We start from the raw sequence: 24,632 nt of genomic DNA, 5'->3' as shown, positions 1-24,632 counted from the left end.
CAGGGCAAGAGGAGAGGAAGAGAATGAACGAGGCCGTCGCCGGAGCAACCCAGAGGGTCGGGCGCTATCGCTGGGTGGTCGTCGGGCTGTTGTTCGCCGCCACCGCGATCAACTATGTCGACCGGCAGATGATCGGTGTGCTGAAGCCCACTTTGGCGGCCGAGATGCACTGGTCGGAAACCGACTATGCCAATATCGTCTTCTGGTTCCAGGCGGCCTATGCAATCGGCTATCTGGGCTTTGGCCGGCTGGTCGACGCGATCGGCGCGCGGCTGGGCTATACCGTCGCGATCATCATCTGGACGATCGCGCATGTCGCCCATGGCGGCGTGCATAGCGTGACCCAGTTCGCCTTCGCCCGCTTTGGCCTGGGCGTCGGCGAATCCGGCAATTTCCCCGCGGGCATCAAGGCGGTGGCCGAATGGTTCCCGCAGAAGGAACGGGCCTTCGCGATCGGCCTGTTCAACGCCGGCGCCAATGTCGGCGCGATCATCACGCCACTGCTGGTGCCATGGCTGACCATCCAATATGGCTGGCGCTTCGCCTTCATCGCGACCGGCATATTCGGCGTCGTCTGGCTCGCCGCCTGGCTGATCTTCTATCGCCGGCCGCAGGAGCATCCGCGCGTCGGCGCCGCCGAACTTGCCTATATCCAGCAGGATCCGGCCGACCCGGTCACGCCGATCGGCTGGCGCCGGCTGATTGCCGTGCGCGAATGCTGGGCCTTTGCCATCGGCAAATTCTGCATCGACCCGATCTGGTGGTTCTTCCTCTTCTGGCTGCCGGGCTATCTGGGCGAGCGCTACGGCCTCGACCTCATCAGCTTCGGCCCGCCGCTGGTCGCCATCTATCTGTTGTCGGACCTTGGCAGCGTGGCCGGAGGCTGGCTGTCGGGACGGCTGATGAAGGCCGGGCACAGCGTCAACGCCGCGCGCAAGCTGACCATGCTGGTCTGTGCCGCTGCAGTGACTCCGGTCTTCTTTGCCCAGTCGATCGACAATCTGTGGGTCGCGGTGCTGGTGATCGGCATCGCCACCGCCGCGCACCAGGCCTTTTCCGCCAATCTCTACACCCTGCCGTCGGACATGTTCCCACGCGCGGCGGTCGGATCGGTGGTCGGCATCGGCGGCACGGCCGGCGCGATCGGCGGCATGCTGATGGCGAAATATGCCGGCTATATCCTCGACAGCATCGGCAGCTATGCGCCGCTCTTCGCGGTGGCGGGCAGCGCCTATTTCATCGCCCTACTGGCGATCCACCTGCTTTCGCCGCGCCTGGCGCAGGTGAAGGTGCCGGAATAAGTTCCCTGGGGGAGGGACTGCCCCGGACCGGCGATGGGGATTGCCGGTCCGGGGCGCCTTGCTTTCTCAGCAGCCATGCGCCGCAATCAGCTTTTCGCTTTCCCGCCAGAAGCGATCGACGATCGCTGCATCCTCGACCAGCTTGTTGGGCGTGCGCGGCGCACGGCGATACCAATAGCCGCCATTGCTGGCCGCCCCTTCCGGTGCGGTCGCCAGCCAGACCAGCGTGTCCGCTCCGTCCGCCTCGCTCGCCTTGTCGAGTCCGCGCGAGCGCTCCTGCGTGTCGGCCGGCGCATGGGAAAAGAAGTTCGAGTCGACCGCACCGGGATGGACCGCATGGGCGACGATCCCGTCCCCCGCCAGCCGATCCGCCAGCGCGCGGGCGAACAGCACATTGGCGAGCTTGCCGGTGCAATAGGCCATGCCGGGGCTGAACCGTTCCAGATTCTGCATGTCGTCCAGGTTGATCGACGGGATCATCTCGCTGGCGTCGGAGGCGGTGTTGAGGATGCGCACGGCGCCCGCCGGCTGATCCTGCGTCGCCTTGCGCAACAGCGGCAGCAGGCGCTGGGTCAGCAGAAACGGCCCCAGATGATTGCCGGCGAAATTCGCCTCCAGCCCCTCGTCCGTCATCACCAGCTTGTCGGTCATGCCGCCGGCATTGTTGAACAGCAGGTCGACCCGGTCGGTCAGCGCGGCGATATCCTGCGCCAGTTGCGCTGCTCCGCCCAGCAGCGACAGGTCGGCGCGCAGCATGGTGACGGGCGCTCCGGCCGCATCCGCCGCTATCTCCGCCTCTGCAACCGCAAGCCGTTTGAGATCGCGGCCGGTGCCGATCACCCGCCAGCCCTGCCGCGCCATGGCCTTGGCGATCGCCTTGCCGATGCCCGAACTCGCGCCCGTCACAACCGCTACCCGTGCCCGTTCCACCATGTCCTGCTCCTGTCGCTTATCCCGGCACGCTAGGCGGTCGGACGCGGGCCAGACAGCCGCGGGAGCGATATGTGGCGCGCGCCGTCCATAGCAAAGCTATCACCCCCCTCAAGCAAGGGGCGGGTTTCACCCCGCCATGGCGTCCGCTATGTCCCACCGCGAAACATAAGGGGGACGCAGGGATATGGATCGAGTGCAGGGACTTGCATGGGCAGCGCAAACGCCCTTAGGTGATGCCATGATGGGTCGCACCGCCTGTCGTCATGCACCGCAGGAGCGGCCGTGACGATCAATCCGCTCTATTCCCTGACGGGCTTCATCGTCGGCACGCTGGTCGGGCTGACCGGCGTTGGCGGCGGATCGCTGATGACGCCGATCCTGGTGCTGCTGTTCAATTTCCACCCGGCTGCGGCCGTCGGCACCGACCTTCTCTATGCCTGCGTCACCAAGAGCGTGGGCAGCCTGGTCCATGGCTGGAAGCGATCGGTCGACTGGGCGATCGTCGGCTGGCTTGCGCTGGGGTCGATGCCGGCCGCGATCGGCGCGCTGATGGCGCTCAAGGCAATGGGGCCGCCGTCGGCCGCCGTGGTCGATCCGATCAAGGTGACGCTGGGGGTGATGCTGTTCCTCACCGGCCTGGTGCTGCTGTTCCGCGATCGGATCACGGCCTGGTCGCGCACCCATGGCCAGGATCGCAGCCCTGCCACCACCCGCAACCTCACCATATTGCTGGGCGTGGTCGTGGGCGTGGCGGTGACCATCACCTCGGTCGGGGCCGGCGCGATCGGCGCGACGGCGCTGCTGATCCTCTATCCGCGCACGCCGCTCGCCCGGATCGTCGGCAGCGACGTCGCCCATGCCGTGCCGCTGACGCTGGTGGCGGGCATCGGCCATTGGTGGCTGGGCACGGTCGACATGTCGCTGCTGGCATCGCTGCTGATCGGGGCGATCCCCGGCATCATCGTCGGCAGCCTGCTCGCCTCGCATGTGCGCGAAGCGGTGCTGCGCACGATCCTGGCGACGATCCTGATCATCGTCGCGCTGAACCTGATCCTCTGATCCTGCTGCGTCAGTCCGGCAGGAAACCGGACTGGCGCAGTCGATCGACGGAATCGCGCGCGACCGGCGCGGACAGGCCGTTGGTCAGGGGAATTTCCCGGCTTCTGGTCAGGCCCGCGCCATCCGCGATCGCCGCCCTGGCGACCCACCAACTGCGATGGGTCTGCGCGCCGGGAACATCGTCCATTTCGGCAATGGCGTCGCGCAGCCGCATCAGGATAAGCTCGCTGCCATGCGGCCCATGGACGCGGACATAATGATCCTCGCTCTCCAGCGCGACTATGGGACCGGCGAAGGTGGGGCTCAGCCGGCGATGGAGGCGAACATCCGCCTCTTTCACCGGCGCGTCCATCGGCACGGCCCCTTCCCGCGCCGACGCGAAGACCGTGGTCGGCCCCATATGCTCATCATAATAGCGCAGCAGATGCGCGTCCGCCCGCTCCGCCCACCAGGCGATGGTCATCACCAGCAGGCAACAGAGCAAGGTGAAGGGCAAAAGGCCGGCATAGCCGCCCAGCAGTCGCACCTCGTCCCGCCCGACCAGCCGCCAGATCAGCGCCATGGGAAAGCTGGAGGCGACCATGCCCCAGAAGACCAGAGACCCGCGCGGCAACCGCGTCGCCCGCGCAATCGCCCGCCAGGCGATCAGCGTCGGCCGCGCGAGGATATAGGCGCCCATCAGCATGATCCACCATCGCCCGGCGCGCAGCAGGAAATCGCCCGACAAATAGGTGCCAAAGGGGCCAAGAAAGCCGACCACCGCCGCGACCGGCAGCATCGCCCAGAGTTCGAGCAGCACACGGCGGAGACGTTTCACGCAATCCCCCTCTCCATTCGCGAAACGCGAACCGCGAAGGGCCCGGTTTTCCGCACTTTTTCTTCTGTTCCTCCTGCGTGACGAAAAGCCGCTTGCCCGTCAATCGTGGGCTGCCATCGCTCCCTCTCATACCGGCGGGCCGATGAATGGATCATCCGCTCCGACCGGCCAAGGAGACAGACCATGACCGATTTTCTGAGCACCAAGGGCGCGATCGCCATCATGTGCTGCGCCATCATCGCCCATATGGGCGCCTTTGCCCTGGCCCTCGCCTGATGCGCCGAACAGCCCCTTCCCGGCCCGCCCGGCGCCGTATCAGGCGTCAGGGACAGGCCGGGTTGCGGGCATCGGGATAGGCAAGATAGCTGATGCTCGCCGCTGGTAGCGACTGCATGCCTTGCGCGGCGACGCCCTTGAGATTGGGCAAGACCCCGTCCTGCCCCACCGCCAGCGACCGGCCGTTGAGCTTCACGCTGCCCGCGTCCAGATTGTCGGCGGTCAGCGTATAACGGGTCACCTTGCCGGCGAGCGACAGGCTGGCGGGATTGGCGGTATCGAGATTGATCGCGACCAGCGCGACGCCGCCCGGTGTGCCGCGCAGACACTGGCTGTAGAGATGCAGCTTGCCTTCATTCCGGCCCGCATCCAGCACGACATTGCCCATCAGCCGCGCCCATAGGACCGCCGCCCAATAGCTCGGCCGCGGCATCATCGTCGCCTCGTCGATCAGCGCATAGTCGCTGGCCGCCAGCGTATTGTGGAAGACCACGGTCACGCCCTGCTTCGCCTGCCGCCCCAACTGATCGACATAGCGGAAACTGTCGCGCCAGGTCGCTGCCCAGGCGTCGCCACCGCAGGCCGCCTGCGCCGTTTCCGTGATCCAGATATCGGTGCCGGGCGCGAAACGCTGTTGTCGTTCCTTGTAATAGGTCGCCGTGCTGTCGGCGCGCGCCAGCCAGTCCTCGTCCAGCGCCTGGTCCGGGCTGATCCCCGCGCTCTTGTCCATCGCGGCGCAGCGCTGCGAGACGGTGCCGTAGAAATGATAGGAAAAGATATCGACCTTGGGCCGCGGCTCGGCGCTCATCAGTGCGTCGGTCGGCACCACGCCGATATTGCGGGGCATGATGACGAAGCCGGCCTCGCCGGTGCTGCCCGGCCCGACGAGCTTCATCTGCGGCGCATCGGCATCGCGGAACGCACGAAAAACGGCCATGTCGCGTGCGAAGGCGGCCGCGTCATAGCCCTTGGGCAGGCCGACCATAGACCCCGCATTGGGTTCGTTGATGAGTTCGGCGGCATAGATATGGCCGCCCAACTTCTTGGTATAGGCGTTGAGCCGGCGCGCCTGATCGGGATCCCACAGGCCCGACGCGTCGCGCGCGCCGTCGCTTACAGGGAAGGACACGACCAACTTGCCGCCGACGGTCTTCACGAAATCGACGACGCCGGCCCATTGGGCACGGGTCAGGACGCTCTGATAGCCCTTGGGCGGCGTGGCGGGCGGCGGCGTGTCGCTGTCATGGAAATAGACGGCATTGGCCCAGCCGCCACTCACGCGCACATAGGTCGGCCCGAGCGCGCGGGCGAGATTGCGCAGCCGCGTGTCACCGGTCAGGTCGATCGGCTCGCGCTTGCGGAACATGACGGCGGCGATGTCGACGCCGCCGCTGCCGCCGGCCGCCGGCTGGGGCGGCGCCTCGCCCGGCTTGGGATAGGGCGCCCAGAAGCGGCCGCCGACCACCTCCACCATCTCGACATTATAGGCCTGATACTGGTCATCGACCTTCGCGACCTGAGCAAAGCGGCCGGGGTCGACGGGAGGCGTGGCAGCGCCCAGCATCACACCCGTCATTGCCAGCAGGGACAGGCTTCCCAGCATCAACATGCGGCCCTTCGTCACGGCATCCTCCCTCGATTTTGCGGGAGGCTAACCCGGCGACTGTAACCTCACAAGTTGGCATGACCAATTTGGACAAACCAATCACGGCGGCGATGCACCCAAACCATGCCAATTTTGCGATTTTCCTTAGGAACAAAAGGGGCACTTGTGAATTTGCATTTCAAGGCCGCAATAATATCCAATCCGACAAAATATCCCGAAAATAGACGATCCCCGTACTATTCCCGAGGTTCGTTCAGCGTGATTTTGGATAGAATGAAAAGGAACAGGGAGTATCCAGCCATGAAGCCAATTCGTAGCGCTAGCAGCCCCCAAGCCCGCGTCGCCTTCACGCCGACCAGCAAGAAGGCCGGCCAGTGGGTCCAGACCCCGCACGGCTTCGTCAGGGTGGACAGTCCCGCCCCGAAACATGCCGAGTGAACGGATCGGCTGAACCGGCCAACTGAACCGATCTGACGGCCGGGCCTATCGGGCCGACAGCCCCTTGTTGCCGCCGTGCAGGCGCAGCTTGAGGCTGTTCTGATAATAGGCCACGGCCTGATATTGGCCGATCAGCACCGTCAGCTCGATCAGTTGCGCCTCGTCCAGACGCGCAGCCAGCACGGCCCAGGTGGCGTCGGCGATCATGGCGTCGCCATGCAGTTCCTCGACGGCGCGCAGGATCGCCCGGTCATGCTCGTTCCAGCCCGGATCGGCCGAACCGGTCACGATGCGCTCCACCTCGTCCCGACCGATGCCGGCATGGCGCGCGATCATCACATGCTCGCCCCATTCATAGGGCGCCTGACAGAGCCAGGCCACGCGCAGGATCGCCATTTCCCGATCGCGCGCAGAAAGCTTGCCCTGCGTCAGCAGCGTGACGCCAACATCGGTCTGGCGGGCGAACAGCGCGGGATGGCGCATCATGGTGCGAATGATTTCAGGCAGGCGCGCCAGCACGGCGGACATGTCGCCCTGCCCCTGTGCCTGGGCTTCAGTCACGTCCGTCAGCAGGTCCGCCTCGCGCGCGTCGATGCTTTGGTTGATGGCAATCATCTGCCGGATCAGCGGGTCGAGATCGGCGCTATATTCGTCGATGCTCAGCGCTTCGATGCGGGGGACATCGCCCAATATCTGGGCATGGCGGCGCGCGATGCGGGCAGTTTCGGCCTCTTCTTCCATGCCCTTCCCCTGCATTCTTCTGGCCGCGATGGGGTGGCGTGACGCCCCGGCCGTGTCAAACCGCCGGGGCGCTATCTGTCAGCTCAATATTCGCCGGGTTCCGAATGAAACTCGTGCCAGACGCCGTTGAGGATGCCGAAACCGACAGCCAGGCCGACGCCCAATATCCAGGCAAAATACCACATAGGTCGGATCCTTAGTAAAAGTCGGGGTTGAGGCGGATTTCCCGCTCGGTCACCCGGCCGAACATCACCTTGTAGGCCCAGGCCGTGTAGGCCAGCACGATCGGCAGGAAGATGACGGTGCAGATCAGCATGGTGAACAAGGTGCCGTGGCTGGACGAGGCATTCCATGCGGTCAGGCTGGAACCCGGATCGATCGAGCTGGGCAGGATGAAGGGGAACATCGACAGGCCGACGGTGCTGATGATACCGACATTGGCGATCGACGAGCCGGTGAAGACCAGCGTGTCGCGCCGGCCACGAATGCCCAGCAATGCCAGCACTGGTCCAACAAAGCCCAGGATCGGCGCCAGCAGCATCCAGGGATGCGCCGCATAATTGTCGAGCCAGGCGCCCGCCGCCGCGACCGCGCCACCCAGATGCGGGTTGGACGGGCCATTGGGATCGATCACGCCATCGACGCGATAGCCCATGCCGCTCCAGGCGACGAACAGCCCGCCGATGGCGAACAGCAGGATCGACAGGATCGCCGCGCCCTGACCATAGAGGCGCACGCGCTGCAGCACCGGCCCCTGCGTCTTGAGGCTGAGCCAGCCGGCGCCATGCAGCACCAGCATCGCGACCGACAGCAGGCCGGTCAGCAGGGTGAAGGGCGTGAACAGGCCCAGCAGCGATCCTTCATAGAACATGCGCAGATCGCCATCGAGGCGGAAGGGCGCGCCGACCAGCACATTGCCGACCGCGACGCCGAAGACGAGCGCGGGCACCAGGCCGCCCACGAACAGCGCCCAGTCCCAGCCGGCCCGCCAGCGGGCGTCCGGCTTCTTCGAGCGATATTTGAAGCCGACGGGCCGCAGGATCAGCGCCGACAGCACCAGGAACATGGCGAGATAGAAGCCGGAAAAGCTGACGGCATAGACGAAGGGCCAGGCGGCGAAGATGGCGCCGCCGCCCAGGATGAACCAGACCTGGTTCCCTTCCCAGGTGGCGCCGACGCTGTTGATTATCATGCGCCGTTCCTCGTCGGTCCGGCCGGCAAAAGGCAGCAGCGCCGCCGATCCCAGGTCGAAGCCGTCGGTGAGGGCGAAGCCGATCAGCAGCACGCCCAGCAGCAGCCACCAGATGACGCGCAGCGTTTCATAATCGAGCGGAATGGTCATTGTCCTAACTCCGGTTGGCGGGCGTCATTCGGCGGGCACGGCGCGAAAATCGGGCGCCGGCTCGGCGGGGCTGTCAGGCCGCCAGGGGACATAGCGTTCCGGCCCCTTGGCAATGGTGGCGAGCATCAGCTTCACCTCGATCACCGCCAGGATACCGTAGAGCAGGGTGAAGCCGATAATGGTGGTCCACAATTGCGGCACCGTCAGGCTGGAGGCGGCGAGGAAGGTCGGCAGCACGCCGTCCACCGCCCAGGGCTGGCGCCCGATTTCCGCCACGGCCCAACCGACCTCGATCGCGATCCAGGGCATCGGCATCATGAACAGGGCCAGTTTAAGGAACCAGCGCGCATCGAACCGCCGCATCGACGAGAAGGCAAAGGCGGTCGCGAAGAAGGCGATGAAGGCAAAGCCCAGCCCCGCCATGATGCGGAACATCCAGAAGATCGCCGGCACATTGGGCACGGTGCTCCAGGCCGCCTTCTCGATCGTCGCGGCATCGGCCTGGCGCGGATCGGCGATGAAGCGCTTCAGCAGCAGGGCATAGCCCAGATCCGCCTTGTTGCGCTCGAACGCCTCGCGCGCGACCAGGTCGTTGCGATCGACCTTCAGTGTCTCGACCGCATCATAGGCGATGATGCCGGCGGCAATCCGCACCTTGGCCGTGTCGACCAGCTGGTTGATGCCGGTGACTTCGCCGGTCAGGCTGCGGGTGGAGATGAGGCCCAGCACATAAGGCACCTTGATCTCATGCGTGGTCTCGCGCCCGCTGTTGGACGGCAGGCCGAACAGAGTCAGGCCGGCCGGTGCAGGCTCGGTCTGCCACATGCCCTCGATCGCGGCGAGCTTCATCTTCTGGTTCTCGGTCAGCGCATAGCCGCTTTCATCACCCAGCACGACGACCGACAGCGACGCGGCAAGGCCAAAGGCGGCCGCGACGGTGAAGGAGCGCTTGGCGATGGCGACATGCTTGCCCTTCAGCAAATAATAGGCCGAGCCCCCCAGCACGAAGACGCTGGCGCAGACATAGCCGGCGCTGACGGTGTGGACGAACTTCGCCTGGGCGACCGGATTGAAGATCACCGCCATGAAATCGGTCACCTCCATCCGCATCGTCTGCGGGTTGAAGGTCGCGCCGGTGGGATGCTGCATCCAGCCATTGGCGACCAATATCCACAGCGCCGACAGGTTCGACCCCAGCGCCACCATGAAGGTGGTGAGCAGATGGCCGCGCTTCGACAGGCGATCCCAGCCGAAGAACATGAGGCCGACGAAGGTCGCCTCCAGGAAGAAGGCCATCAGGCCCTCGATCGCCAGCGGCGCGCCGAAAATGTCGCCGACATAGTGCGAATAATAGGCCCAGTTGGTGCCGAATTCGAACTCCATGGTGAGGCCGGTGGCCACGCCAAGGACGAAGTTGATCCCGAACAGCTTGCCCCAGAAGCGGGTGATATCCCGCCAGATCGGGCGGTCCGTCATGACATAGACGCTTTCCATGATGACGAGCATGAAGGAAAGGCCCAGCGTCAGGGGCACGAACAGGAAATGGTATAAAGCTGTGAGAGCGAATTGCAGCCTGGATAATTCAACGACGGCCATGCTTATCATCGCGACCCCCTTTCTTCCCTGAACCAAGTTGGCTGGCGAAATATGGACGTGACGGCGCTACATCATTGAGACAGATCAAATTATATTCTGCCGCCAAACCTAAATAAACGGGACGCAAGGTCTAGCTAGGGAAAACCGCAGGCATGGGTTGGGTCATCGACATCATCGGCGCCGCTCTTTTCGCGGCGGGACTGGCGCAGGGTGTCAGTGCGCTGGCCGATGGCGTCGCGATCGGCTGGCTGTCGCCGCTGTTGCTCTTGGCCGGCGGGCTGGTACGTGCGGCCGGGCTGATGCTGGCCCATGTCCAGGCGATCCGGTCGGCCCAGCGCATCGTCGCCGCGCGGCGATCGACACTGCTGCCCCGGCTGCTCGGCGCACGGCTGGCCCGGCCGCTGCTGGCGGGCGAGAATGCGACGTTGGCGATCGACCATCTCGCCGCGATCGAGGCGCATGGCGCCCGCTTCCTGCCCATCCGCAAGGCGGCGGTGCTGGGGCCGCTGCTGGTGGCGGCGATCGTCGCGACCGCAAGCTGGGTTTGCGCCGCGATCATGCTGGCGACCTTGATCCCCTTCGCCTTCGGCATGGTGCTGGCGGGCACGGCGGCGCGGGCGGCGGCCGAGCGGCAACTGGCGGCCTTGGCCGAATTGTCGGGCCTGTTCGTCGACCGGCTGCGCGCGCTGCCGCTGATCCGTCACCATGGCGCGCAGGTGCGGATCAGCCGACAGGTGGCGGGCGCCGCGCAGGAGGTGGCGACCCGCACCGGCGCGGTGCTGCGCGTCGCCTTCCTGTCGGGGGCCGTGCTGGAATTTTTCGCGGCGCTCTCGGTGGCGCTGGTCGCGGTCTATTGCGGCTTTGCCCTGCTTGGCCTGCTGCCCTTCCCCGCCCCCGAAACACTGGACCTGCGCGCCGCGCTGTTCGCGTTGGCGCTGGCGCCGGAATTCTACCTGCCGATGCGCCGCTTGGCCGCGGCCTATCATGACAAGCAGATGGGCGAAGCGGCGGACAAGGCGATTGCTGCCGCCCTGCCGGAAGCGGAGGCCGCGCCGCATCCCGCCAGCCCCCCGTTCGATGGCCTCCATCTCAAGGATTTGCGGATCGGCATCGGTTCGGGGATCGGCCCGGTCAGCCTGACGCTCAAGCCGCATGACCTGATCGCCCTCACTGGTCCCACCGGCAGCGGCAAGACCAGCATGCTCGCCGCGATCGCCGGACAGATTGACCCGGCCTCGGGCGAACTGTCTCTGGTCGATCCCGCGCGCATCGCCTGGGCGGCCCAGCGGCCGCTGCTGCTGCCCGGCAGCCTGGCCGACAATATCGCCCTCGCCCGCCCTGATGCCGACCGAGCCGAGATCGCGCAGGTTGCCGCGCGTGTCGGCTTGACGCCGATGCTGGTCGCGCGGCCCGAAGGGCTGGACCTTGCCATCGATCATCAGGGGGCGGGCCTGTCGGGCGGCGAACGGCGGCGCATCGGCCTCGCCCGCGCCATCCTGTCCGAACGGCCCGTTCTGCTCTGCGACGAACCCACCGCCGATCTGGATGCGGAGAGCGCCGCCGACATCATCGCCCTGCTGGTCGCCTTGTCGGTCGAGCGCGCGATCCTGGTCGCCACCCACGATCATCGCCTGACCGCCGCCGCGCGGATGGAGGTGATGCTGTGAACCCGATCCGGATCGCGCTCGACAAGGCGACAGGCTCCGCGATGCTGCTGCGCCGCGCGACGCTGTGCGCCGTCATCGCCGCGCTGGCCGGCATCGCGTTGCTGGCGCTGGCCGGCTGGTTCCTGACCGCCGCCGCCATGGCCGGCGCGGCCGGCACGGTCGCCGTGCAGGCGTTCAACTATCTGGTGCCCAGCGCCGCGATCCGGCTGCTCGCCATATTGCGCACCGTCTCGCGCTATGGCGAACGGCTCTGGTCGCATCGCGCCGCGCTCGAAGCCATGGGCGGCCTGCGCGCCAGCCTGTTCGCCCGCCTTGCCGCGCAGGACAGCCGCACCGCCCTGCCCTTGTCCAGCGGCGACGCCGCCGCGCGGCTGACCGGCGACATCGACGCGCTGGAGGATCTGGTGGTGCGCCGTCCCAGCCGGATCGCCGGATTGATGGCGGCGCTGGCGGGCGTGATGCTGGCGGCGAGCGGCGGCTGGCTGTCGGCCCTACTGCTCGCGCTGATGCTCGCCGCCTTGCCGCTCTTGCTGCGCAGCCTCGCCCGCCGCCTGACCGAAGGCCCCGCGCAGCAGGCCGCCGATGCGCTCGGCGCGCTCCGCGCGCGCTATGTCGAACTCGCGAGCGCCCGCGCAGAAATCGCGGCCTATGGGCTGGGTGACCGGGTGATGGCCGAACTGGCACCGCTCACGCGCCGGCTCGACCGGGCACGCGCCCGCCTGTTCATCGGCGAAGGCGTGCAGGCAGCGCTGCTTGCGGCCTACAGCGCGCTCGCGGTCATGCTGGTGCTGCTCGGCGCCGATGCCCCCGCGCCACTGGTCGCGCTCGCCTTGCTGGCCAGCGCCGGCGCGGTGGAGGCGATGGCCGGACTGTCGCGCACCGCCTTCCGCCAGGCCAGCGTCGATGCCGGCCTCGCCCGGCTGGCCGCGCTTGATGCACTGCCGCTGGACGATGCGCCTGCGCCATCCGCCGCGACAGCCCAAGTCATCCGATTGGGCGACGTCGAATTGCGCCCCGGTGCGCGCGTCGCCGTTACTGGCCGCTCCGGTTCGGGCAAGAGCCTGTTTGCGGAGGGATTGGCCGGCCTGCGTCCGGTCACGGCCGATGTCGCGCTTGGCGGCCATCCGCTGGTAGCCTGCTCCGGGACGGAACTGCGTGACCAGTTCGCCCTCTCGCCCCAGGACGCGCCGATGCTGGCCGGCAGCATCGCCGACAATCTGCGCCTCGCCCGACCCGGCATCGATGCGGCCGATATGGTCGATGCGCTGCATGTCGCCTGTCTCGACCAGCGCATCGCCAGCCTGCCCGGCGGGATCGACTATCGGCTGGGTGAAGCCGGCGGCACCTTGTCAGGCGGCGAACGAAAGCGGCTGTCGCTGGCACGCGCGCTGCTGACCGGCCGTCCCTGGCTGTTGCTGGACGAGCCGACCGAGGGGCTGGACGCCGCGACCGAGGCGCTTCTAATCAGCCGGCTGCGCATCTGGCTCGACCGGACCGGCACTGGCCTTATCCTGATTTCGCACCGCCCCGCGCCACTCACGCTGACCGACCGACAGGTGCCGGTGTCTGCAATCGCCCCCCTGCCGGGCCAGGGTCTACCCGGAGTGGCAAGCGCGGCGTGAGGATGATAGGCTTTGTCTTGCAAGCGCTTAGCCACCGCCCGACACAAGAGGGAGATGTTCGTGCCGCCAACCATCCTCATCGCCACCGATCTGACCGCCCGCAGCGACCGGGCCTTTGACCGGGCCGTCGAACTGGCGACCGATCTGGGCGGCACGCTGCTCGTCGCCCATGCGCTGGACAAGGGCGATGCCGCCCATGTCGCCCGCGCCTCCGATCGCGCCAAACGGGTCATCGCCAAGCTGACCGAGGGCGTCGCCGCGCCGGTCGAACCGGTGCTGATCCAGGGCCGCGCGCCCGAAACCATCGCGGAACTGGGCAAGGAGCGGGGCAGCGCGGTGATCGTCGTCGGCCCGGCTCGCCACAATCATGTCGGCGACTTCATCCTGGGCACGGCGGTCGACTATCTGGTCCGGCGTTCGCCCGTGCCGGTGCTGGTGGTCAAGGAACGGCCGCGCCATCCGTATCGGCGCATCCTGATCGCAACCGACTTTTCCGACTGTTCGCTCCATGCCGTGCAGATGACCGCGATGCTGTTTCCAAAGGCGCGGCTCGATCTGGTCCATGTCTATGATGGCGGCTTTCCGTCCCGCCTCGATCCCGACCAGACCTTGGCCTTCGCCCGGTCGGAAGCGGAACGGGAAAGCGCCGAATTTGCCGCGCGTCCGGAACTGGCCGGCCAAGCCCGCCCCTTCCAGGTCGAACTGATCGAGGGTCGCGCCGGCGAGGTGCTGCCGACCCTGATCGCACAGCGCGATATCGACCTGCTGGTGCTGGGCGCCCATGGTCGCAGCGGCTTCGTCCATGCGCTGATCGGCAGCCGCGCCTCCGAATTGCTCGAAGGCGCGCCCTGCGACGTGTTGATGGTGCGCAATTAGAAGGCGTCGATCTCCAGCGCCATGATCGATGCTTCACCGGCGGCGATCGTGGCGGCCAGGCCCTGCGCCTGCGGCAGGACGCGCAGCGCGAAATAGTCGGCCAGCTTCAGCTTCGCCTGATGCAGCGGGCTGTCGCCCTGCGCGGCCGCCTGCGCCATGCGGGTCCACATCCAGCCCATCGACACCAGCGCGAACAGGCGCAGATAATCGACCGCCGCCGCGCCGGCTGCATCCGTGTCCGCGCCCTGCAGGGCCGCCGTCGCCGTGCGCAGCGCGTCGAGCGCCGTGCAGGTGCTGCGTGCGATCACGCTCCCACCGGCCGCTTCCACATCGGCCGCGATCAGGGCAAAATAGCCTTCGACCACCGCGCCGCCCGCCATCGGCAGCTTGCGCCCGACCAGGTCCGCCGCCTGCACGCCATTGGTGCCTTCATAGATCTGGGCGATGCGCGCATCGCGCACATATTGTTCCATGCCCCATTCGCGGATGTAGCCATGGCCGCCAAAGACCTGTTGCGCCTGCACCGCGCTTTCGAACCCGAAATCGGTGAAGGACGCCTTCACCACCGGCGTCAGCAGCGCGACCAGCGCATCGGCCTTGGCGCGCTCGCCGGCGTCGGCGTGGTGCTGCGACCGGTCATGCTGCAGCGCGGTCCAGCCCGCCAGCGCGCGCCCGGCCTCCACGAAACTGCGGATATTGAGCAGCATCCGGCGGACATCGGCATGTTCGATGATGGCCACCGGCGCGCGCGCATTGTCGGCGCTGCGGCCCTGTAACCGTTCCTTGGCATAGCCCGCCGCCTGCTGATAGGCAGCGCCGGCAATGCCAAGCCCCTGGATGCCGACCATCAGCCTCTCGGCATTCATCATCGTGAACATGGCGGCCAGGCCGCGATGCGCCTCACCCACCAGCCAGCCGGTCGCGCCGTCATAATTCATGACGCAGGTCGGCTGGGCATGGATGCCCATCTTCTTTTCCAGCGCGCCGACCGACATGCTGTTGCGCTGATCGAAGGCACCGTCCGCGCCGGGCAGGAATTTGGGCACCAGGAACAGGCTTATCCCCTTCACCCCGGCCGGTGCGTCGGGCAGGCGCGCCAGCACCAGATGGACGATATTGCCGCCAAAATCATGGTCGCCCGACGAGATGAAGATCTTCGTGCCGGTCACCGCATAGCGGCCATCGTCCTGCGGCTCGGCCTTGGTCTTCAGCAGGGCAAGGTCGGTGCCCGCACTGCTTTCGGTCAGCGCCATCGCGCCGGTCCATTCGCCGCTCACCATGCGCGACAAATAGGTCGCCTTCAGTTCCTCGCTGGCATGGGCGGCGATCGCCTCGCACGCGCCACGGGTCAGGCCGGGAAAAAGGCCGAAAGACAGGTTCGCGGCCGACAGCATCTCGTCCAGCCACAGTTGCAGGATGAAGGGCAGCCCCTGCCCGCCATGGTCGGGATCGGCCGACAGCGCCGCCCAGCCGGCATCGGCAAAGTCGCGATAGGCCTGGGCAAAGCCGGGCGGCGTCCGCACCGCGCCATCGATCAACTGGCTGCCATGCTCGTCGCCTTCGCGGTTGAGCGGCGCCAGGCGCTCGGCGCACATGCGCCCGGCCTCGTCCAGCACGGTCACGGCCAGGTCGGCGTCGACATCCTTGTTCAGCTCCGCCATCGCCTGGTCGAAGCCCAGCACCTCGCTCAGCAGGAAGCGATAATCGTCGATCGGCGGAACATAGCTGTACATCGAACCTCTCCAAATTTGCTGCGGATCAGCTATACCAAACATCTGTTACAGTCAAACGCACACGGCATCCTTGCCGCTGGGACGCGCGCCGCTGATGCCCTGACTATAACCGATCGTGGCGAAAAATGGCGACGATCTGCGCGGCGATCTGCGCCCGCGTCAGCCGGCCATCGCGATACCAGTCGGCCGCCGAATTGAGCTGGCTGAGCAGCAACGTGCGATAGAGCGAACGGTCGATGTCGGCCGGCAGCGGCAGCGCCGCCACCAGATCCCGGAACAATTGCTCGAACCGGTCGCGGCGCGCGACAAGCTGGTCGCGCACCGGGTCCGGCACCGCGCGAAAATCATTCATCATCGGCATGGTCAGCGAATCCGCCGCCAACTGGATATCCAGCAGGCTGGCGCACGCCGCCTCCAGCCGCGCCCAGGGATCGGCCTGTGTCGCCACCGCCGCCGCGATCCGTGCCTCGGCCGCATCCAGCGCGCCATTATGCAGTTCGACGAACAGCGCGTCCTTCGACTTGATATGGTGGTAGAGCGATCCGCCCAGCACCCCGGCCTGCTCGCCAATGTCGCGCATCGACGTGCCGCGATAGCCCTTGCGCGCAAACAGTTGCGCGGCAATTTCCAATATCTGGCGGCGGCGGCCCGATCCTTCGTCGCGCCCGCCCGCCGATGCGGCATCCCCGATCGTCATGTCAGCGCGCTAGCACAGGGCCGGACGGCAGGCCACGTCCCGTGCGATCGCTCCCGGCTCAGGCCGGCACCTTCTGGCCATAGGGCGCGTCGGCGTCGCGCGCCGGAATCGCGCCGCGCCGACCGATATTCCACCCGGCCAGACGATGTCCGGCCAATGCCGCCTCTGCCGGCTCCGCGCCGGCCAGCCGCGCATGCAGATAGCCGCCGTTAAAGGCATCGCCGGCACCGCTCGAATCCACGACATCAACCCGCGCCGGCGGCGGCACCAGCACGCCACCGACCAGACAGCCTTCGGCGCCCAGCTTGACCACGATCTCGCGGCCCTCACCCGCGCCCCAGCGCGCTGCGGCGTCGGCGGCATCATCCGCCTCGCCCATTTCGACTTCATCCGCCAGGGTCGGCAACCCGATGTCGCACAAAGCGACCGCCCGGTCGCGCCAGGCCCGCGCAGTCGCAGCGTCGCTCCACAGGCGCGGTCGATAATTGCCGTCGAATGCGATCCGGCCGCCCCGTGCCTTCACCCGTTCGCACAGCTCCAGCAGCGCCTCGCGGCCGGCATCGGGCAGGATCGCCAGGGTGATGAGCGAAAAATAGAGCAGGTCCGACTGGGCGGCGGCATCAATCATCGCGCCGCTTTCGGGCAGGTCGAACATCGCCCGCGCCGCCGCCTCGCCCCGCCAATAATGGAAGCTGCGCTCGCCGGTCTCGTCCGTCTCGATCGCATAGAGGCCGGTGGTCCTGCCGGGCGTGCCGATCAGCAGGCCGGTATCGACGCCCTCGGCTTCCCAAGCCTTGCGCAGATCCTCGCTCATCGGATCGGCGCCGATCGCGCTGGCAAAGCGCACCTTGTCACCGGCCCGCGCCAGGTGGATCGCGGTGTTGATGACATCGCCACCATAGCGCAGGTTCCAGCCATCGCCGCTGCCCCGGCTCAGTTCCAGCATTGCCTCGCCGATGACGGTGATAGTCGCGTCGCTTGCCATGTGATCCTCTCTGATTGAAGCAGCGTCGTGCGGGGCCTGCCCCATGAAGTCAAGCCGTTGCGATCCCGTCCCATATGGCGGAACAGATTGCATCGTGCCGCGTTTGCCATAGGCAAAGATACAGGATCGAAAATGTCAGGGGCGGAAATGGGGACGACAGAGACAGGCCAGCCGGTCAACCGGTTCGAATTGCTGGTCCAGAGCGTCACCGACTATGCGATCTTCATGCTCGATCCGGCCGGCTTCGTCGTCAGCTGGAATAGCGGGGCGCAGCGCATCAAGGGGTATAGCGCCGACGAGATTATCGGCCAGCATTTCTCCGCTTTCTATACGGAGGAGGACCGCGCCGCCCATGTGCCCGCTGCCGTCCTGCGCACCGCCGAGGTCGAAGGGCGGTTCGAGGCGGAAGGCTGGCGCCTGCGCAAGGATGGCACCCGCTTCTGGGCCAATGTGGTGATCGATCCGATCCGCGATCCCGCCGGCCATCTGCTCGGCTTTGCCAAGGTGACCCGCGACCTGACCGAACGCCGCGCCGCGCAGGAGGAACTGCGCCGCAGCGAGGAACGCTTCCGCCTGCTGGTGCAGAGCGTCACCGACTATGCCATCTACATGATCGATCCGGTCGGCACGATCACCAGCTGGAACAGCGGTGCCGAACGGTTCAAGGGCTATAGCGCCGAAGAGATTATGGGCCAGAATTTCGCTCGCTTCTATTCGGAGGAAGACCGCATGGCCGGCCTCCCATCCCGTGCGCTCGACACCGCCCAGCGCGAAGGCCGGTTCGAGGCGGAGGGCTGGCGCATCCGCAAGGATGGCACCCGTTTCTGGGCCAGCGTCGTGATCGATCCGATCCGCGATCCGGCCGGCGAACTGCTGGGCTTTGCCAAGATCACCCGCGACCTCACCGAGCGGCGCCAGGCGGCCCAGGCGCTGGAACAGGCGCGCGAGGCGATCTTCCAGAGCCAGAAGATGGACGCCATCGGCAAGCTGACCGGCGGTGTCGCCCATGATTTCAACAATCTTCTGGCCGTGATCGTCGGCAGCCTCGATCTCGCGCGGCAGCGTCTTGCGGCCGGCGCCGATATCAGCCGCTATCTCGACAATGCCATGACCGCCGCCGATCGCGGCGCCACCCTGACCCAGCGGATGCTCGCCTTTGCCCGCAAGCAGGAACTCAAGCTGGAACAGGTCGACTGCATCGGCCTGATCCATGGCATGGCCGATCTGCTCAAGACCACCATCGGCAGCAGCGTCGCGATCGAGACACGCTTCCCGCTGTCGCTGCGCCCGGCCCATGCCGACCCGGCCCAACTGGAACTGGCGCTGATCAATCTGGCGGTCAATGCGCGCGACGCCATGCCCGACGGGGGTCGCCTGTTGATCGAGGGCAGCGAGATCACCCTGGCGCTGGGCGACCAGCCCGATCTCGCAGCGGGCAGCTTCATCCGCCTTACGGTCACTGACGAAGGCGAAGGCATGGACGAGGCGACGCTGGCCCGCGCCCGCGAACCCTTCTTCACCACCAAGGGGGTCGGCAAGGGCACTGGCCTTGGCCTGTCGATGATCCACGGCTTCACCCAGCAATGCGGTGGCGCGATGACCATCGCCAGCCAGCCCGGCAAGGAGACCAGTGTGTCCATCTGGCTACCCGTCGCCCTGACCGACGCCAGCAACGAGCGGACGGCCGTCCCGTGCGAACCGGACGAGCTGGAAACCGAACCGCTGGTCATCCTGGCGGTCGACGACGACGAACTGGTGCTCACCAATACCGCCGGTATGCTCGAAACGATGGGCCATACCGTGTTCCAGGCCGGATCGGGACGGGAAGCGCTGCACATGCTGGAGCAGGGGCGCATCGACCTGGTCGTGACCGATCATGCCATGCCCGGCATGACCGGCGCGCAACTGGCCGACGCGATCGAGCAGGCCTATCCCGACCTGCCCGTACTCATCATCACCGGCTATGCCGAACTGCCCGCCGATGCCAGCCGTCGCCTGCGCCTCGACAAGCCTTTCCGTCAGGCGGAACTGGCGATGATGGTGCATCGCATCCGCCACGACAGCGCTCTCCGCCGACTGGTTCCCATCGGCACGGACAGCCATCCCTGAAGTCATCCCCGACAATATGTGACAGAATTTCACATATTTTCTTGGCCTTATGTCTTGCCATCGTCATGCGCATGGCCGATGGCGATTGCATCCTGACCGCCAGCAACTCCACAGGATCGCATGAACAAAGCCACACAGCCGACGCCGACATCGCATTTCTTCACATCCCTGCGGACGCGGCTTCACTATCTCGACTGGGGCAATCCGTCGGCGCCGCCGCTGATCCTGGTCCATGGCGGTTTCGACCATGCACGCAGCTGGGACTGGACTGCGCGCGCGCTCGCCCGCGACTATCATGTCATCTGCCCCGACCTGCGCGGCCATGGCGACAGCGGCTGGTCGTCGGACGGATCCTACATGATGGCCAATTATGTCTATGACCTGGCCCAGCTGGTCGAGTTGCTCGATCGCCGGCCGGTCACCATCGTCGGCCATTCGCTGGGCGGATCGATCAGCCTGCGCTATACCGGCCTCTACCCCGACAGCGTCGCGCGCGTGGTCGCGATCGAGGGACTGGGCCTGTCGCCCGACCGCATCGCCGAACAGGCCAAACGCAGTACCGAAGAGACATGGAAGGGCTGGATCGACACCCGCCGCACCAATGCCCGCCGCTCGCCGCGCCACTATGCCACGATCGAGGCGGCGGTCGCCCGCATGCGCGAACGCAACGACCATCTGTCGGTCGAACAGGCGCTGCACCTCACCCTTCACGGCGTGAACCGCAACGAGGATGGCAGCTATAGCTGGAAGTTCGATCCCTATCTGCACGGCGCCGCCCCCCAGGCCGGCACAGACGAAAATCTGCCCGACTTCTGGCGCCGCATCACCTGCCCGACGCTGCTGTGCCTTGGCCTCGACAGTTGGGCGTCAAATCCAGTCAAGGATGGCCGTATCGCCCATTTCCAGCAGGCCCGGCTGGTGGAATTTCCCCATGCCGGCCACTGGCTGCATCACGACCAGTTCGAGATGTTCATCAAGGAACTGCGCGTCTTCCTGGCGGAATGAGGCGCGTCCTCAGGGCCTGTTTGGAAAATGCGCAAGAGCGCATTTTCGATGCGGCACCAGCCCGCACCCCCGCCCGACCGCCCATCAGGATACCATGTCTGGGCGGTCGGGTGGGGGTGCGGGCTGGTGCGGATGCGCCGGAAGCGCATGCCCAGACAAGCCCTCAGGCAATGAAGCCTGAAACCGCCGCCTGATATTCCACCTTCAGCTGGGCGATGAAGGCGCCCGCCGGCTGCACCGCCTTGATCGCGCCGATGCCCTGCCCCGCGCCCCACACGTCGCGCCACGCCTTCTTGTCGCCGGCCAGGCTGGCGAAATCCATGTCGGCCGCCTTGGGCAACTTGTCCGGGTCCAGCCCCGACGCGACGATGCTGGGGCGCAGATAATTGCCCAGCACCCCGGTGAAGACGTCGGAATAGACGATGTCGGCCGATGCGCTGTCGACGATCATGTCCTTGTAGGCGTCGAGCGCATTCGCCTCGGTCGTGGCGATGAAGGGCGACCCCATATAGCCAAGGTCCGCGCCCATCATCCGCGCCGCCGCGATCGACCGGCCGGTCGCGATCGCGCCCGACAGCGCCAGCGGCCCGTCGAACCATTCGCGGATTTCCTGGACCAGGGCAAAGGGCGACAGCGTGCCGGCATGACCGCCCGCCCCCGCCGCCACCGCGATCAGGCCATCGGCGCCCTTTTCGATCGCCTTCCTGGCAAAGACATTGTTGATGACGTCGTGCAGCACGATGCCGCCATAGCTGTGGATCGCCTCATTCACCTTCTCCTGCGCGCCCAGCGAGGTGATGACGATCGGCACCTTATATTTGACGCACAGCGCCAGATCCTCTTCCAGCCGCGCATTGGTGCGATGGACGATCAGATTGACGGCAAAGGGCGCGTCCTGATCGGTCAGTTCCGCCCCCAGTTGCTGCAACCAGGCCTCGAACGTGCCGGAGGGGCGCGCATTGAGCGATGGAAAGGCACCGACGATGCCGGCCCGACACTGGGCGATCACCAGTTCCGGCTGCGAGATGATGAACATCGGCGACCCGATCAGCGGCAGGGACAAACGGCCTTGAAGCGAAGCCGGCAGGGTCATGATCGGGGTCTCTCCTTTATCTGTTCGAACCGCGCTATCATCGCTCCGCGCCCGGAAAAAGGCCAAAATCAACCGTATTGCTCAAGCAATACAGCAATGCTATGATCTCGATCCAGGCCCGACAAGGAGTGCCCCAGAATGTATAGCGAGAGCGATCTGCAAGATGCCGTAGCGGCCGGCGCGCTGACGCCCGCCAGCGCCCAGGCGCTGCGCGACCATGTCGCCGGGCTGCGCGCCAGTTCGGTGGACGAGGAACATTTTCGCCTGCTGACCGGCTTCAACGATATTTTCGTCGCCATCGCCTCGGTGATCCTGCTGGTCGCGGTCGCGGGACTCGGAAACGAGGTTCACCTCGGCATCACCACCCCGCACCAGCCCTCCTTCGTGTCCGGCCTGTTCGTCGCCGGCACCGCCTGGGGCCTCGCTGAATATTTCACGCGACGCCTGCGCATGGCGCTGCCTTCGATCCTGCTGCTGCTCGCCTTTGTCGGCGGCATCGCCTTCACCGCAGCGCTGCTGATCGGACCGATGATCCCCGACGCGCAGAATGACGGCGCGGGCCTGGTCGCCTCGCTCGCCGGCCTCAGCGCCGCCATCGCCGCCTGGTTCCACTGGCGCCGCTTCATGGTGCCGATCACCGTCGCCGCCGGTGCTGCCGGCGCGGCCGCGATCGTTGGCGGCCTTGCCATGTGGCTGATCCCGTTCAGCCACACCCTGCCCTTCATCCTGCTTCTGATCGCCGGCCTCGCCATCTTCACCCTCGCCATGCGCTGGGACATGAGCGATCCGGGCCGCACCAGCCGCCGCTCCGACGTCGCCTTCTGGCTGCACCTGACCGCCGCACCGATGATCGCCCATTCGCTGTTCCAGTTGCTGGGCATCACCCATGGGCTGGTCGATGCGGGACAGGCCTTCCTGGTGATCCTGCTCTATCTCGCCTTCGGCCTGGTGGCGCTGGCGATCGACCGCCGCGCCCTGCTGGTCTCCAGCCTCGCCTATGTCCTCTATGCACTCTACAGCCTGTTCCAGAAGGTCGGCGCGGTCGAACTGTCCGCCGCGCTCACCGCGCTGGTGATCGGCGGCACGCTGCTGCTGCTCTCGGCCTTCTGGCACCGCGCCCGTGCCGCGATCGTCACCGGCCTGCCGCCGGCGCTCGCCAGCCGCCTGCCCTATCTCAATCGCGCAGCCGCCTAATTCCTCCCCGGCACGGGGAGGGGGACCACCGCCAACGGCGGTGGTGGAGGGGGCGTGCCAGTTGGCGCGCCCTTTCCCAATTCGGCTTGATAGTCATGAGGGCTACGCCCTCCGGGCGCGGTCCCCCTCCCCGCAAGCAGGGAGGATCAGTTCATCGCCAGGATCATGTTGCGCACCTGGGGATAGACCTGCTTTTCCCATTTGCTGCCGGAAAACACGCCATAATGGCCAACGCCCGGCTGCAGATGATGGCGCTTCAGATGCGGCCGCAGGCCGGTGCACAGGCCATGGGCGGCCGACGTCTGGCCAACCGCGCAGACATCGTCCTTTTCACCCTCGACCGTCAGCAGCGCGGTCTTGCGGATCGCGCCGGGGTTCACCGCCCGGCCATGGACCGTCAATTCGCCCTTGGCCAGCAACATGCGCTGGAACACCATGTCGACCGTTTCCAGGTAGAATTCCTTGGTCATGTCGAGGACCGCGAAATATTCCTGGTAGAAAGTCTTGATCTTGTCCGCCTCGATCGTCTTGCCGTCGGCCAGCAACTGATAGAGTTCGCGATGCTGCGACCCGTGCCGTTCCATGTTCATCGACATGAAGGCGGACAGTTGCAGGAATCCGGGATAGACCTCGCGCCCGCGCCCGGCATAGCGGAACGGCACGGTGGAGATCAGATTCTCCTCGAACCATTCGATCGGCTTCTCGTTCGCCAGTTCGTTGACCACCGTCGGTGCCGCGCGCGGATCGATCGGCCCGCCCATCAGGGTCATCGACCTGGGCGTCGCCGCATCCTCATCCTCGGACATCAGCGCCACCGCGGCGAGCGCCGGCACGCAGGGCTGGCACACCGACACCAGATGGGCGCCGGGGCCGATATCCTGCAGGAACTGGATCACATAATCGACATATTCGTCGAAACCGAAGCGCCCCGCTTCCATCGGCACATCGCGGGCATTCTTCCAGTCGGTGATATAGACGTCATGGTCCTGCAACAGCGTCGCCACCGTGCTGCGCAGCAGGGTGGCGAAATGCCCCGACATCGGCGCCACCACCAGCACCTTGGGCTGGGCGGTCTCAACATCGTCCTTCACGAAATGCAGCAGGTCGCCGAACGGCAGGTCGAGCACGATCTCCTCGCGCACCTCGACCTCGGCATTGCCGGTCTGGACGCGGTCAATGCCATAGGCGGGGCGCTTGTGGGTCATACGCGCGCCCTGGAACACGTCCATCAGCGCGAACATGCGGCGCGGCATCGGCCAGTCGGCGACCGGACCCATATGGTCGCGCATCGCCAGCGCCATCTGCGCCCCGAAGCGAGCCGGGGCCAGCATGTCTTCCATGGCCTGGTAACCGTCGTAAAGCATTCGCATATTACCAAAACAACCTTGTTCAACCTGGGGGAGACGACTCGGTTCTTCCCTTAAACGCTATACATGCTTTTCATGTTGCACTGCATCATGAATGATGGAAAATAACATTCGGCATGTCTGCCAGGGAACCGCCCCTGCGATTTTGCGTTTGGGGGCCGGGAACCGTGTATCG

The 24,632-nt window shown here is 66.3% G+C and carries 21 protein-coding genes; 9 read left to right on the top strand and 12 right to left on the bottom strand.

Translation table 11 applies throughout. The features are described from left to right. The first annotated feature begins 23 nt into the window (after nt 1–23). Nucleotides 24–1,301, top strand: coding sequence for an MFS transporter (locus HH800_RS04440; RefSeq protein ID WP_010338012.1), 1,278 nt, complete (start codon nt 24–26; stop codon nt 1,299–1,301). Nucleotides 1,302–1,367: 66 nt separating this feature from the next. On the opposite strand, the gene HH800_RS04435 is transcribed toward HH800_RS04440, so the two are convergent. Further along, nucleotides 1,368–2,234 carry an SDR family NAD(P)-dependent oxidoreductase gene (locus HH800_RS04435; protein WP_169860303.1) on the bottom strand — a complete coding sequence of 289 codons (867 nt, stop codon included), beginning with the start codon at nt 2,232–2,234 and terminating at the stop codon, nt 1,368–1,370. A gap of 282 nt (nt 2,235–2,516) precedes the next feature. Here HH800_RS04435 and HH800_RS04430 point away from each other — a divergent pair, with 282 nt between their 5' ends. Next, complete coding sequence (locus HH800_RS04430; RefSeq protein WP_169860302.1) at nt 2,517–3,293, top strand: sulfite exporter TauE/SafE family protein; 777 nt, start codon at nt 2,517–2,519, stop codon at nt 3,291–3,293. 10 nt (nt 3,294–3,303) lie between these two features. Here HH800_RS04430 and HH800_RS04425 read toward each other — a convergent pair whose 3' ends face one another. Both HH800_RS04425 and HH800_RS04420 read right to left on the bottom strand, forming a co-directional pair. After that, on the bottom strand, nt 3,304–4,092 hold the full coding sequence (locus HH800_RS04425; protein ID WP_169863236.1) for a LytTR family DNA-binding domain-containing protein: 789 nt from the start codon (nt 4,090–4,092) through the stop codon (nt 3,304–3,306). A gap of 340 nt (nt 4,093–4,432) precedes the next feature. Continuing rightward, nucleotides 4,433–6,010: a hypothetical protein gene (locus HH800_RS04420; protein ID WP_235682017.1), complete on the bottom strand. Its 1,578-nt coding sequence runs from the start codon at nt 6,008–6,010 to the stop codon at nt 4,433–4,435. A 282-nt stretch (nt 6,011–6,292) separates the two neighbouring features. Here HH800_RS04420 and HH800_RS04415 point away from each other — a divergent pair, with 282 nt between their 5' ends. Continuing rightward, on the top strand, nt 6,293–6,430 hold the full coding sequence (locus tag HH800_RS04415; protein ID WP_004207766.1) for a hypothetical protein: 138 nt from the start codon (nt 6,293–6,295) through the stop codon (nt 6,428–6,430). A 45-nt stretch (nt 6,431–6,475) separates the two neighbouring features. On the opposite strand, the gene HH800_RS04410 is transcribed toward HH800_RS04415, so the two are convergent. The 4 genes from HH800_RS04410 to HH800_RS04395 form a co-directional block, all read right to left on the bottom strand. Further along, a complete protein-coding gene (locus tag HH800_RS04410) occupies nt 6,476–7,171 on the bottom strand; it encodes a carboxymuconolactone decarboxylase family protein (RefSeq protein ID WP_169860301.1) in 696 nt (231 codons plus the stop codon). Nucleotides 7,172–7,254: 83 nt separating this feature from the next. Beyond that, entirely contained in the window at nt 7,255–7,356 is a 102-nt protein-coding gene (gene cydX / locus HH800_RS04405; protein ID WP_004207768.1) for a cytochrome bd-I oxidase subunit CydX, read from the bottom strand. 11 nt (nt 7,357–7,367) lie between these two features. Next, nucleotides 7,368–8,513 carry a cytochrome d ubiquinol oxidase subunit II gene (gene cydB / locus HH800_RS04400; protein WP_169860300.1) on the bottom strand — a complete coding sequence of 382 codons (1,146 nt, stop codon included), beginning with the start codon at nt 8,511–8,513 and terminating at the stop codon, nt 7,368–7,370. A gap of 24 nt (nt 8,514–8,537) precedes the next feature. Next, nucleotides 8,538–10,118: a cytochrome ubiquinol oxidase subunit I gene (locus HH800_RS04395; RefSeq protein WP_169860299.1), complete on the bottom strand. Its 1,581-nt coding sequence runs from the start codon at nt 10,116–10,118 to the stop codon at nt 8,538–8,540. 143 nt (nt 10,119–10,261) lie between these two features. Here HH800_RS04395 and HH800_RS04390 point away from each other — a divergent pair, with 143 nt between their 5' ends. The 3 genes from HH800_RS04390 to HH800_RS04380 are packed head-to-tail and all read left to right on the top strand — an operon-like array spanning nt 10,262 to nt 14,274. Next, a complete protein-coding gene (locus HH800_RS04390; RefSeq protein WP_169860298.1) occupies nt 10,262–11,776 on the top strand; it encodes an ATP-binding cassette domain-containing protein in 1,515 nt (504 codons plus the stop codon). Continuing rightward, nucleotides 11,773–13,398, top strand: coding sequence for an ATP-binding cassette domain-containing protein (locus HH800_RS04385; protein WP_169860297.1), 1,626 nt, complete (start codon nt 11,773–11,775; stop codon nt 13,396–13,398). Before HH800_RS04390 ends, HH800_RS04385 begins: the two co-directional genes overlap by 4 nt. 54 nt (nt 13,399–13,452) lie before the next feature. Beyond that, the gene (locus tag HH800_RS04380) at nt 13,453–14,274 is read left to right on the top strand and encodes a universal stress protein (RefSeq protein WP_037522613.1); all 822 of its coding nucleotides are present in this window, start codon (nt 13,453–13,455) and stop codon (nt 14,272–14,274) included. Here the strand turns inward: HH800_RS04380 and HH800_RS04375 are convergent. The 3 genes from HH800_RS04375 to HH800_RS04365 all read right to left on the bottom strand — a co-directional run bounded on the left by HH800_RS04375 (nt 14,271) and on the right by HH800_RS04365 (nt 17,689). Then, nucleotides 14,271–16,007 (bottom strand): acyl-CoA dehydrogenase, encoded by a 1,737-nt coding sequence (locus tag HH800_RS04375; RefSeq protein ID WP_169860296.1) that lies wholly within the window; start codon nt 16,005–16,007, stop codon nt 14,271–14,273. The genes HH800_RS04380 and HH800_RS04375 overlap by 4 nt on opposite strands. A 103-nt stretch (nt 16,008–16,110) precedes the next feature. Further along, nucleotides 16,111–16,704, bottom strand: a complete 594-nt coding sequence (locus HH800_RS04370) for a TetR/AcrR family transcriptional regulator (RefSeq protein WP_004207775.1) — start codon at nt 16,702–16,704, stop codon at nt 16,111–16,113. Nucleotides 16,705–16,762: 58 nt separating this feature from the next. Beyond that, nucleotides 16,763–17,689 carry a sugar kinase gene (locus HH800_RS04365; RefSeq protein WP_169860295.1) on the bottom strand — a complete coding sequence of 309 codons (927 nt, stop codon included), beginning with the start codon at nt 17,687–17,689 and terminating at the stop codon, nt 16,763–16,765. Nucleotides 17,690–17,836: 147 nt separating this feature from the next. Here HH800_RS04365 and HH800_RS04360 point away from each other — a divergent pair, with 147 nt between their 5' ends. Both HH800_RS04360 and HH800_RS04355 read left to right on the top strand, forming a co-directional pair. Continuing rightward, nucleotides 17,837–19,798, top strand: a complete 1,962-nt coding sequence (locus HH800_RS04360; protein ID WP_169860294.1) for a hybrid sensor histidine kinase/response regulator — start codon at nt 17,837–17,839, stop codon at nt 19,796–19,798. A 120-nt stretch (nt 19,799–19,918) separates the two neighbouring features. Beyond that, nucleotides 19,919–20,803 (top strand): alpha/beta fold hydrolase, encoded by an 885-nt coding sequence (locus HH800_RS04355; protein WP_169860293.1) that lies wholly within the window; start codon nt 19,919–19,921, stop codon nt 20,801–20,803. 163 nt (nt 20,804–20,966) lie between these two features. Here HH800_RS04355 and HH800_RS04350 read toward each other — a convergent pair whose 3' ends face one another. Beyond that, complete coding sequence (locus HH800_RS04350; RefSeq protein WP_169860292.1) at nt 20,967–21,896, bottom strand: NAD(P)H-dependent flavin oxidoreductase; 930 nt, start codon at nt 21,894–21,896, stop codon at nt 20,967–20,969. Nucleotides 21,897–22,034: 138 nt separating this feature from the next. On the opposite strand from HH800_RS04350, the gene HH800_RS04345 reads away from it, so the two are divergent. Then, the gene (locus HH800_RS04345) at nt 22,035–23,090 is read left to right on the top strand and encodes a hypothetical protein (RefSeq protein WP_169860291.1); all 1,056 of its coding nucleotides are present in this window, start codon (nt 22,035–22,037) and stop codon (nt 23,088–23,090) included. 146 nt (nt 23,091–23,236) lie between these two features. On the opposite strand, the gene HH800_RS04340 is transcribed toward HH800_RS04345, so the two are convergent. Further along, the gene (locus tag HH800_RS04340; RefSeq protein WP_037512352.1) at nt 23,237–24,460 is read right to left on the bottom strand and encodes a polyhydroxyalkanoate depolymerase; all 1,224 of its coding nucleotides are present in this window, start codon (nt 24,458–24,460) and stop codon (nt 23,237–23,239) included. Nucleotides 24,461–24,632: the final 172 nt, after the last annotated feature.

Source organism: Sphingobium yanoikuyae (assembly GCF_013001025.1).
GTDB classification, from domain to species: Bacteria; Pseudomonadota; Alphaproteobacteria; order Sphingomonadales; family Sphingomonadaceae; genus Sphingobium; species Sphingobium yanoikuyae_A.
The sequence above is the reverse complement of the archived record's forward strand: the minus strand, read 5'-3'. Positions and strand labels throughout refer to the sequence as shown.

Excerpts from the sequence above, each read along its gene's own strand:
- HH800_RS04440 (WP_010338012.1), top strand. The coding sequence starts at position 24 with ATGAACGAGGCCGTCGCCGGAGCAACCCAGAGGGTCGGGCGCTATCGC.
- HH800_RS04435 (WP_169860303.1), bottom strand. The coding sequence starts at position 2,234 with ATGGTGGAACGGGCACGGGTAGCGGTTGTGACGGGCGCGAGTTCGGGC.
- HH800_RS04415 (WP_004207766.1), top strand. The coding sequence starts at position 6,293 with ATGAAGCCAATTCGTAGCGCTAGCAGCCCCCAAGCCCGCGTCGCCTTC.
- HH800_RS04410 (WP_169860301.1), bottom strand. The coding sequence starts at position 7,171 with ATGGAAGAAGAGGCCGAAACTGCCCGCATCGCGCGCCGCCATGCCCAG.
- cydX (WP_004207768.1), bottom strand. The coding sequence starts at position 7,356 with ATGTGGTATTTTGCCTGGATATTGGGCGTCGGCCTGGCTGTCGGTTTC.
- cydB (WP_169860300.1), bottom strand. The coding sequence starts at position 8,513 with ATGACCATTCCGCTCGATTATGAAACGCTGCGCGTCATCTGGTGGCTG.
- HH800_RS04395 (WP_169860299.1), bottom strand. The coding sequence starts at position 10,118 with ATGATAAGCATGGCCGTCGTTGAATTATCCAGGCTGCAATTCGCTCTC.
- HH800_RS04390 (WP_169860298.1), top strand. The coding sequence starts at position 10,262 with ATGGGTTGGGTCATCGACATCATCGGCGCCGCTCTTTTCGCGGCGGGA.
- HH800_RS04380 (WP_037522613.1), top strand. The coding sequence starts at position 13,453 with ATGTTCGTGCCGCCAACCATCCTCATCGCCACCGATCTGACCGCCCGC.
- HH800_RS04375 (WP_169860296.1), bottom strand. The coding sequence starts at position 16,007 with ATGTACAGCTATGTTCCGCCGATCGACGATTATCGCTTCCTGCTGAGC.
- HH800_RS04370 (WP_004207775.1), bottom strand. The coding sequence starts at position 16,704 with ATGACGATCGGGGATGCCGCATCGGCGGGCGGGCGCGACGAAGGATCG.
- HH800_RS04365 (WP_169860295.1), bottom strand. The coding sequence starts at position 17,689 with ATGGCAAGCGACGCGACTATCACCGTCATCGGCGAGGCAATGCTGGAA.
- HH800_RS04360 (WP_169860294.1), top strand. The coding sequence starts at position 17,837 with ATGGGGACGACAGAGACAGGCCAGCCGGTCAACCGGTTCGAATTGCTG.
- HH800_RS04355 (WP_169860293.1), top strand. The coding sequence starts at position 19,919 with ATGAACAAAGCCACACAGCCGACGCCGACATCGCATTTCTTCACATCC.
- HH800_RS04350 (WP_169860292.1), bottom strand. The coding sequence starts at position 21,896 with ATGACCCTGCCGGCTTCGCTTCAAGGCCGTTTGTCCCTGCCGCTGATC.
- HH800_RS04345 (WP_169860291.1), top strand. The coding sequence starts at position 22,035 with ATGTATAGCGAGAGCGATCTGCAAGATGCCGTAGCGGCCGGCGCGCTG.
- HH800_RS04340 (WP_037512352.1), bottom strand. The coding sequence starts at position 24,460 with ATGCGAATGCTTTACGACGGTTACCAGGCCATGGAAGACATGCTGGCC.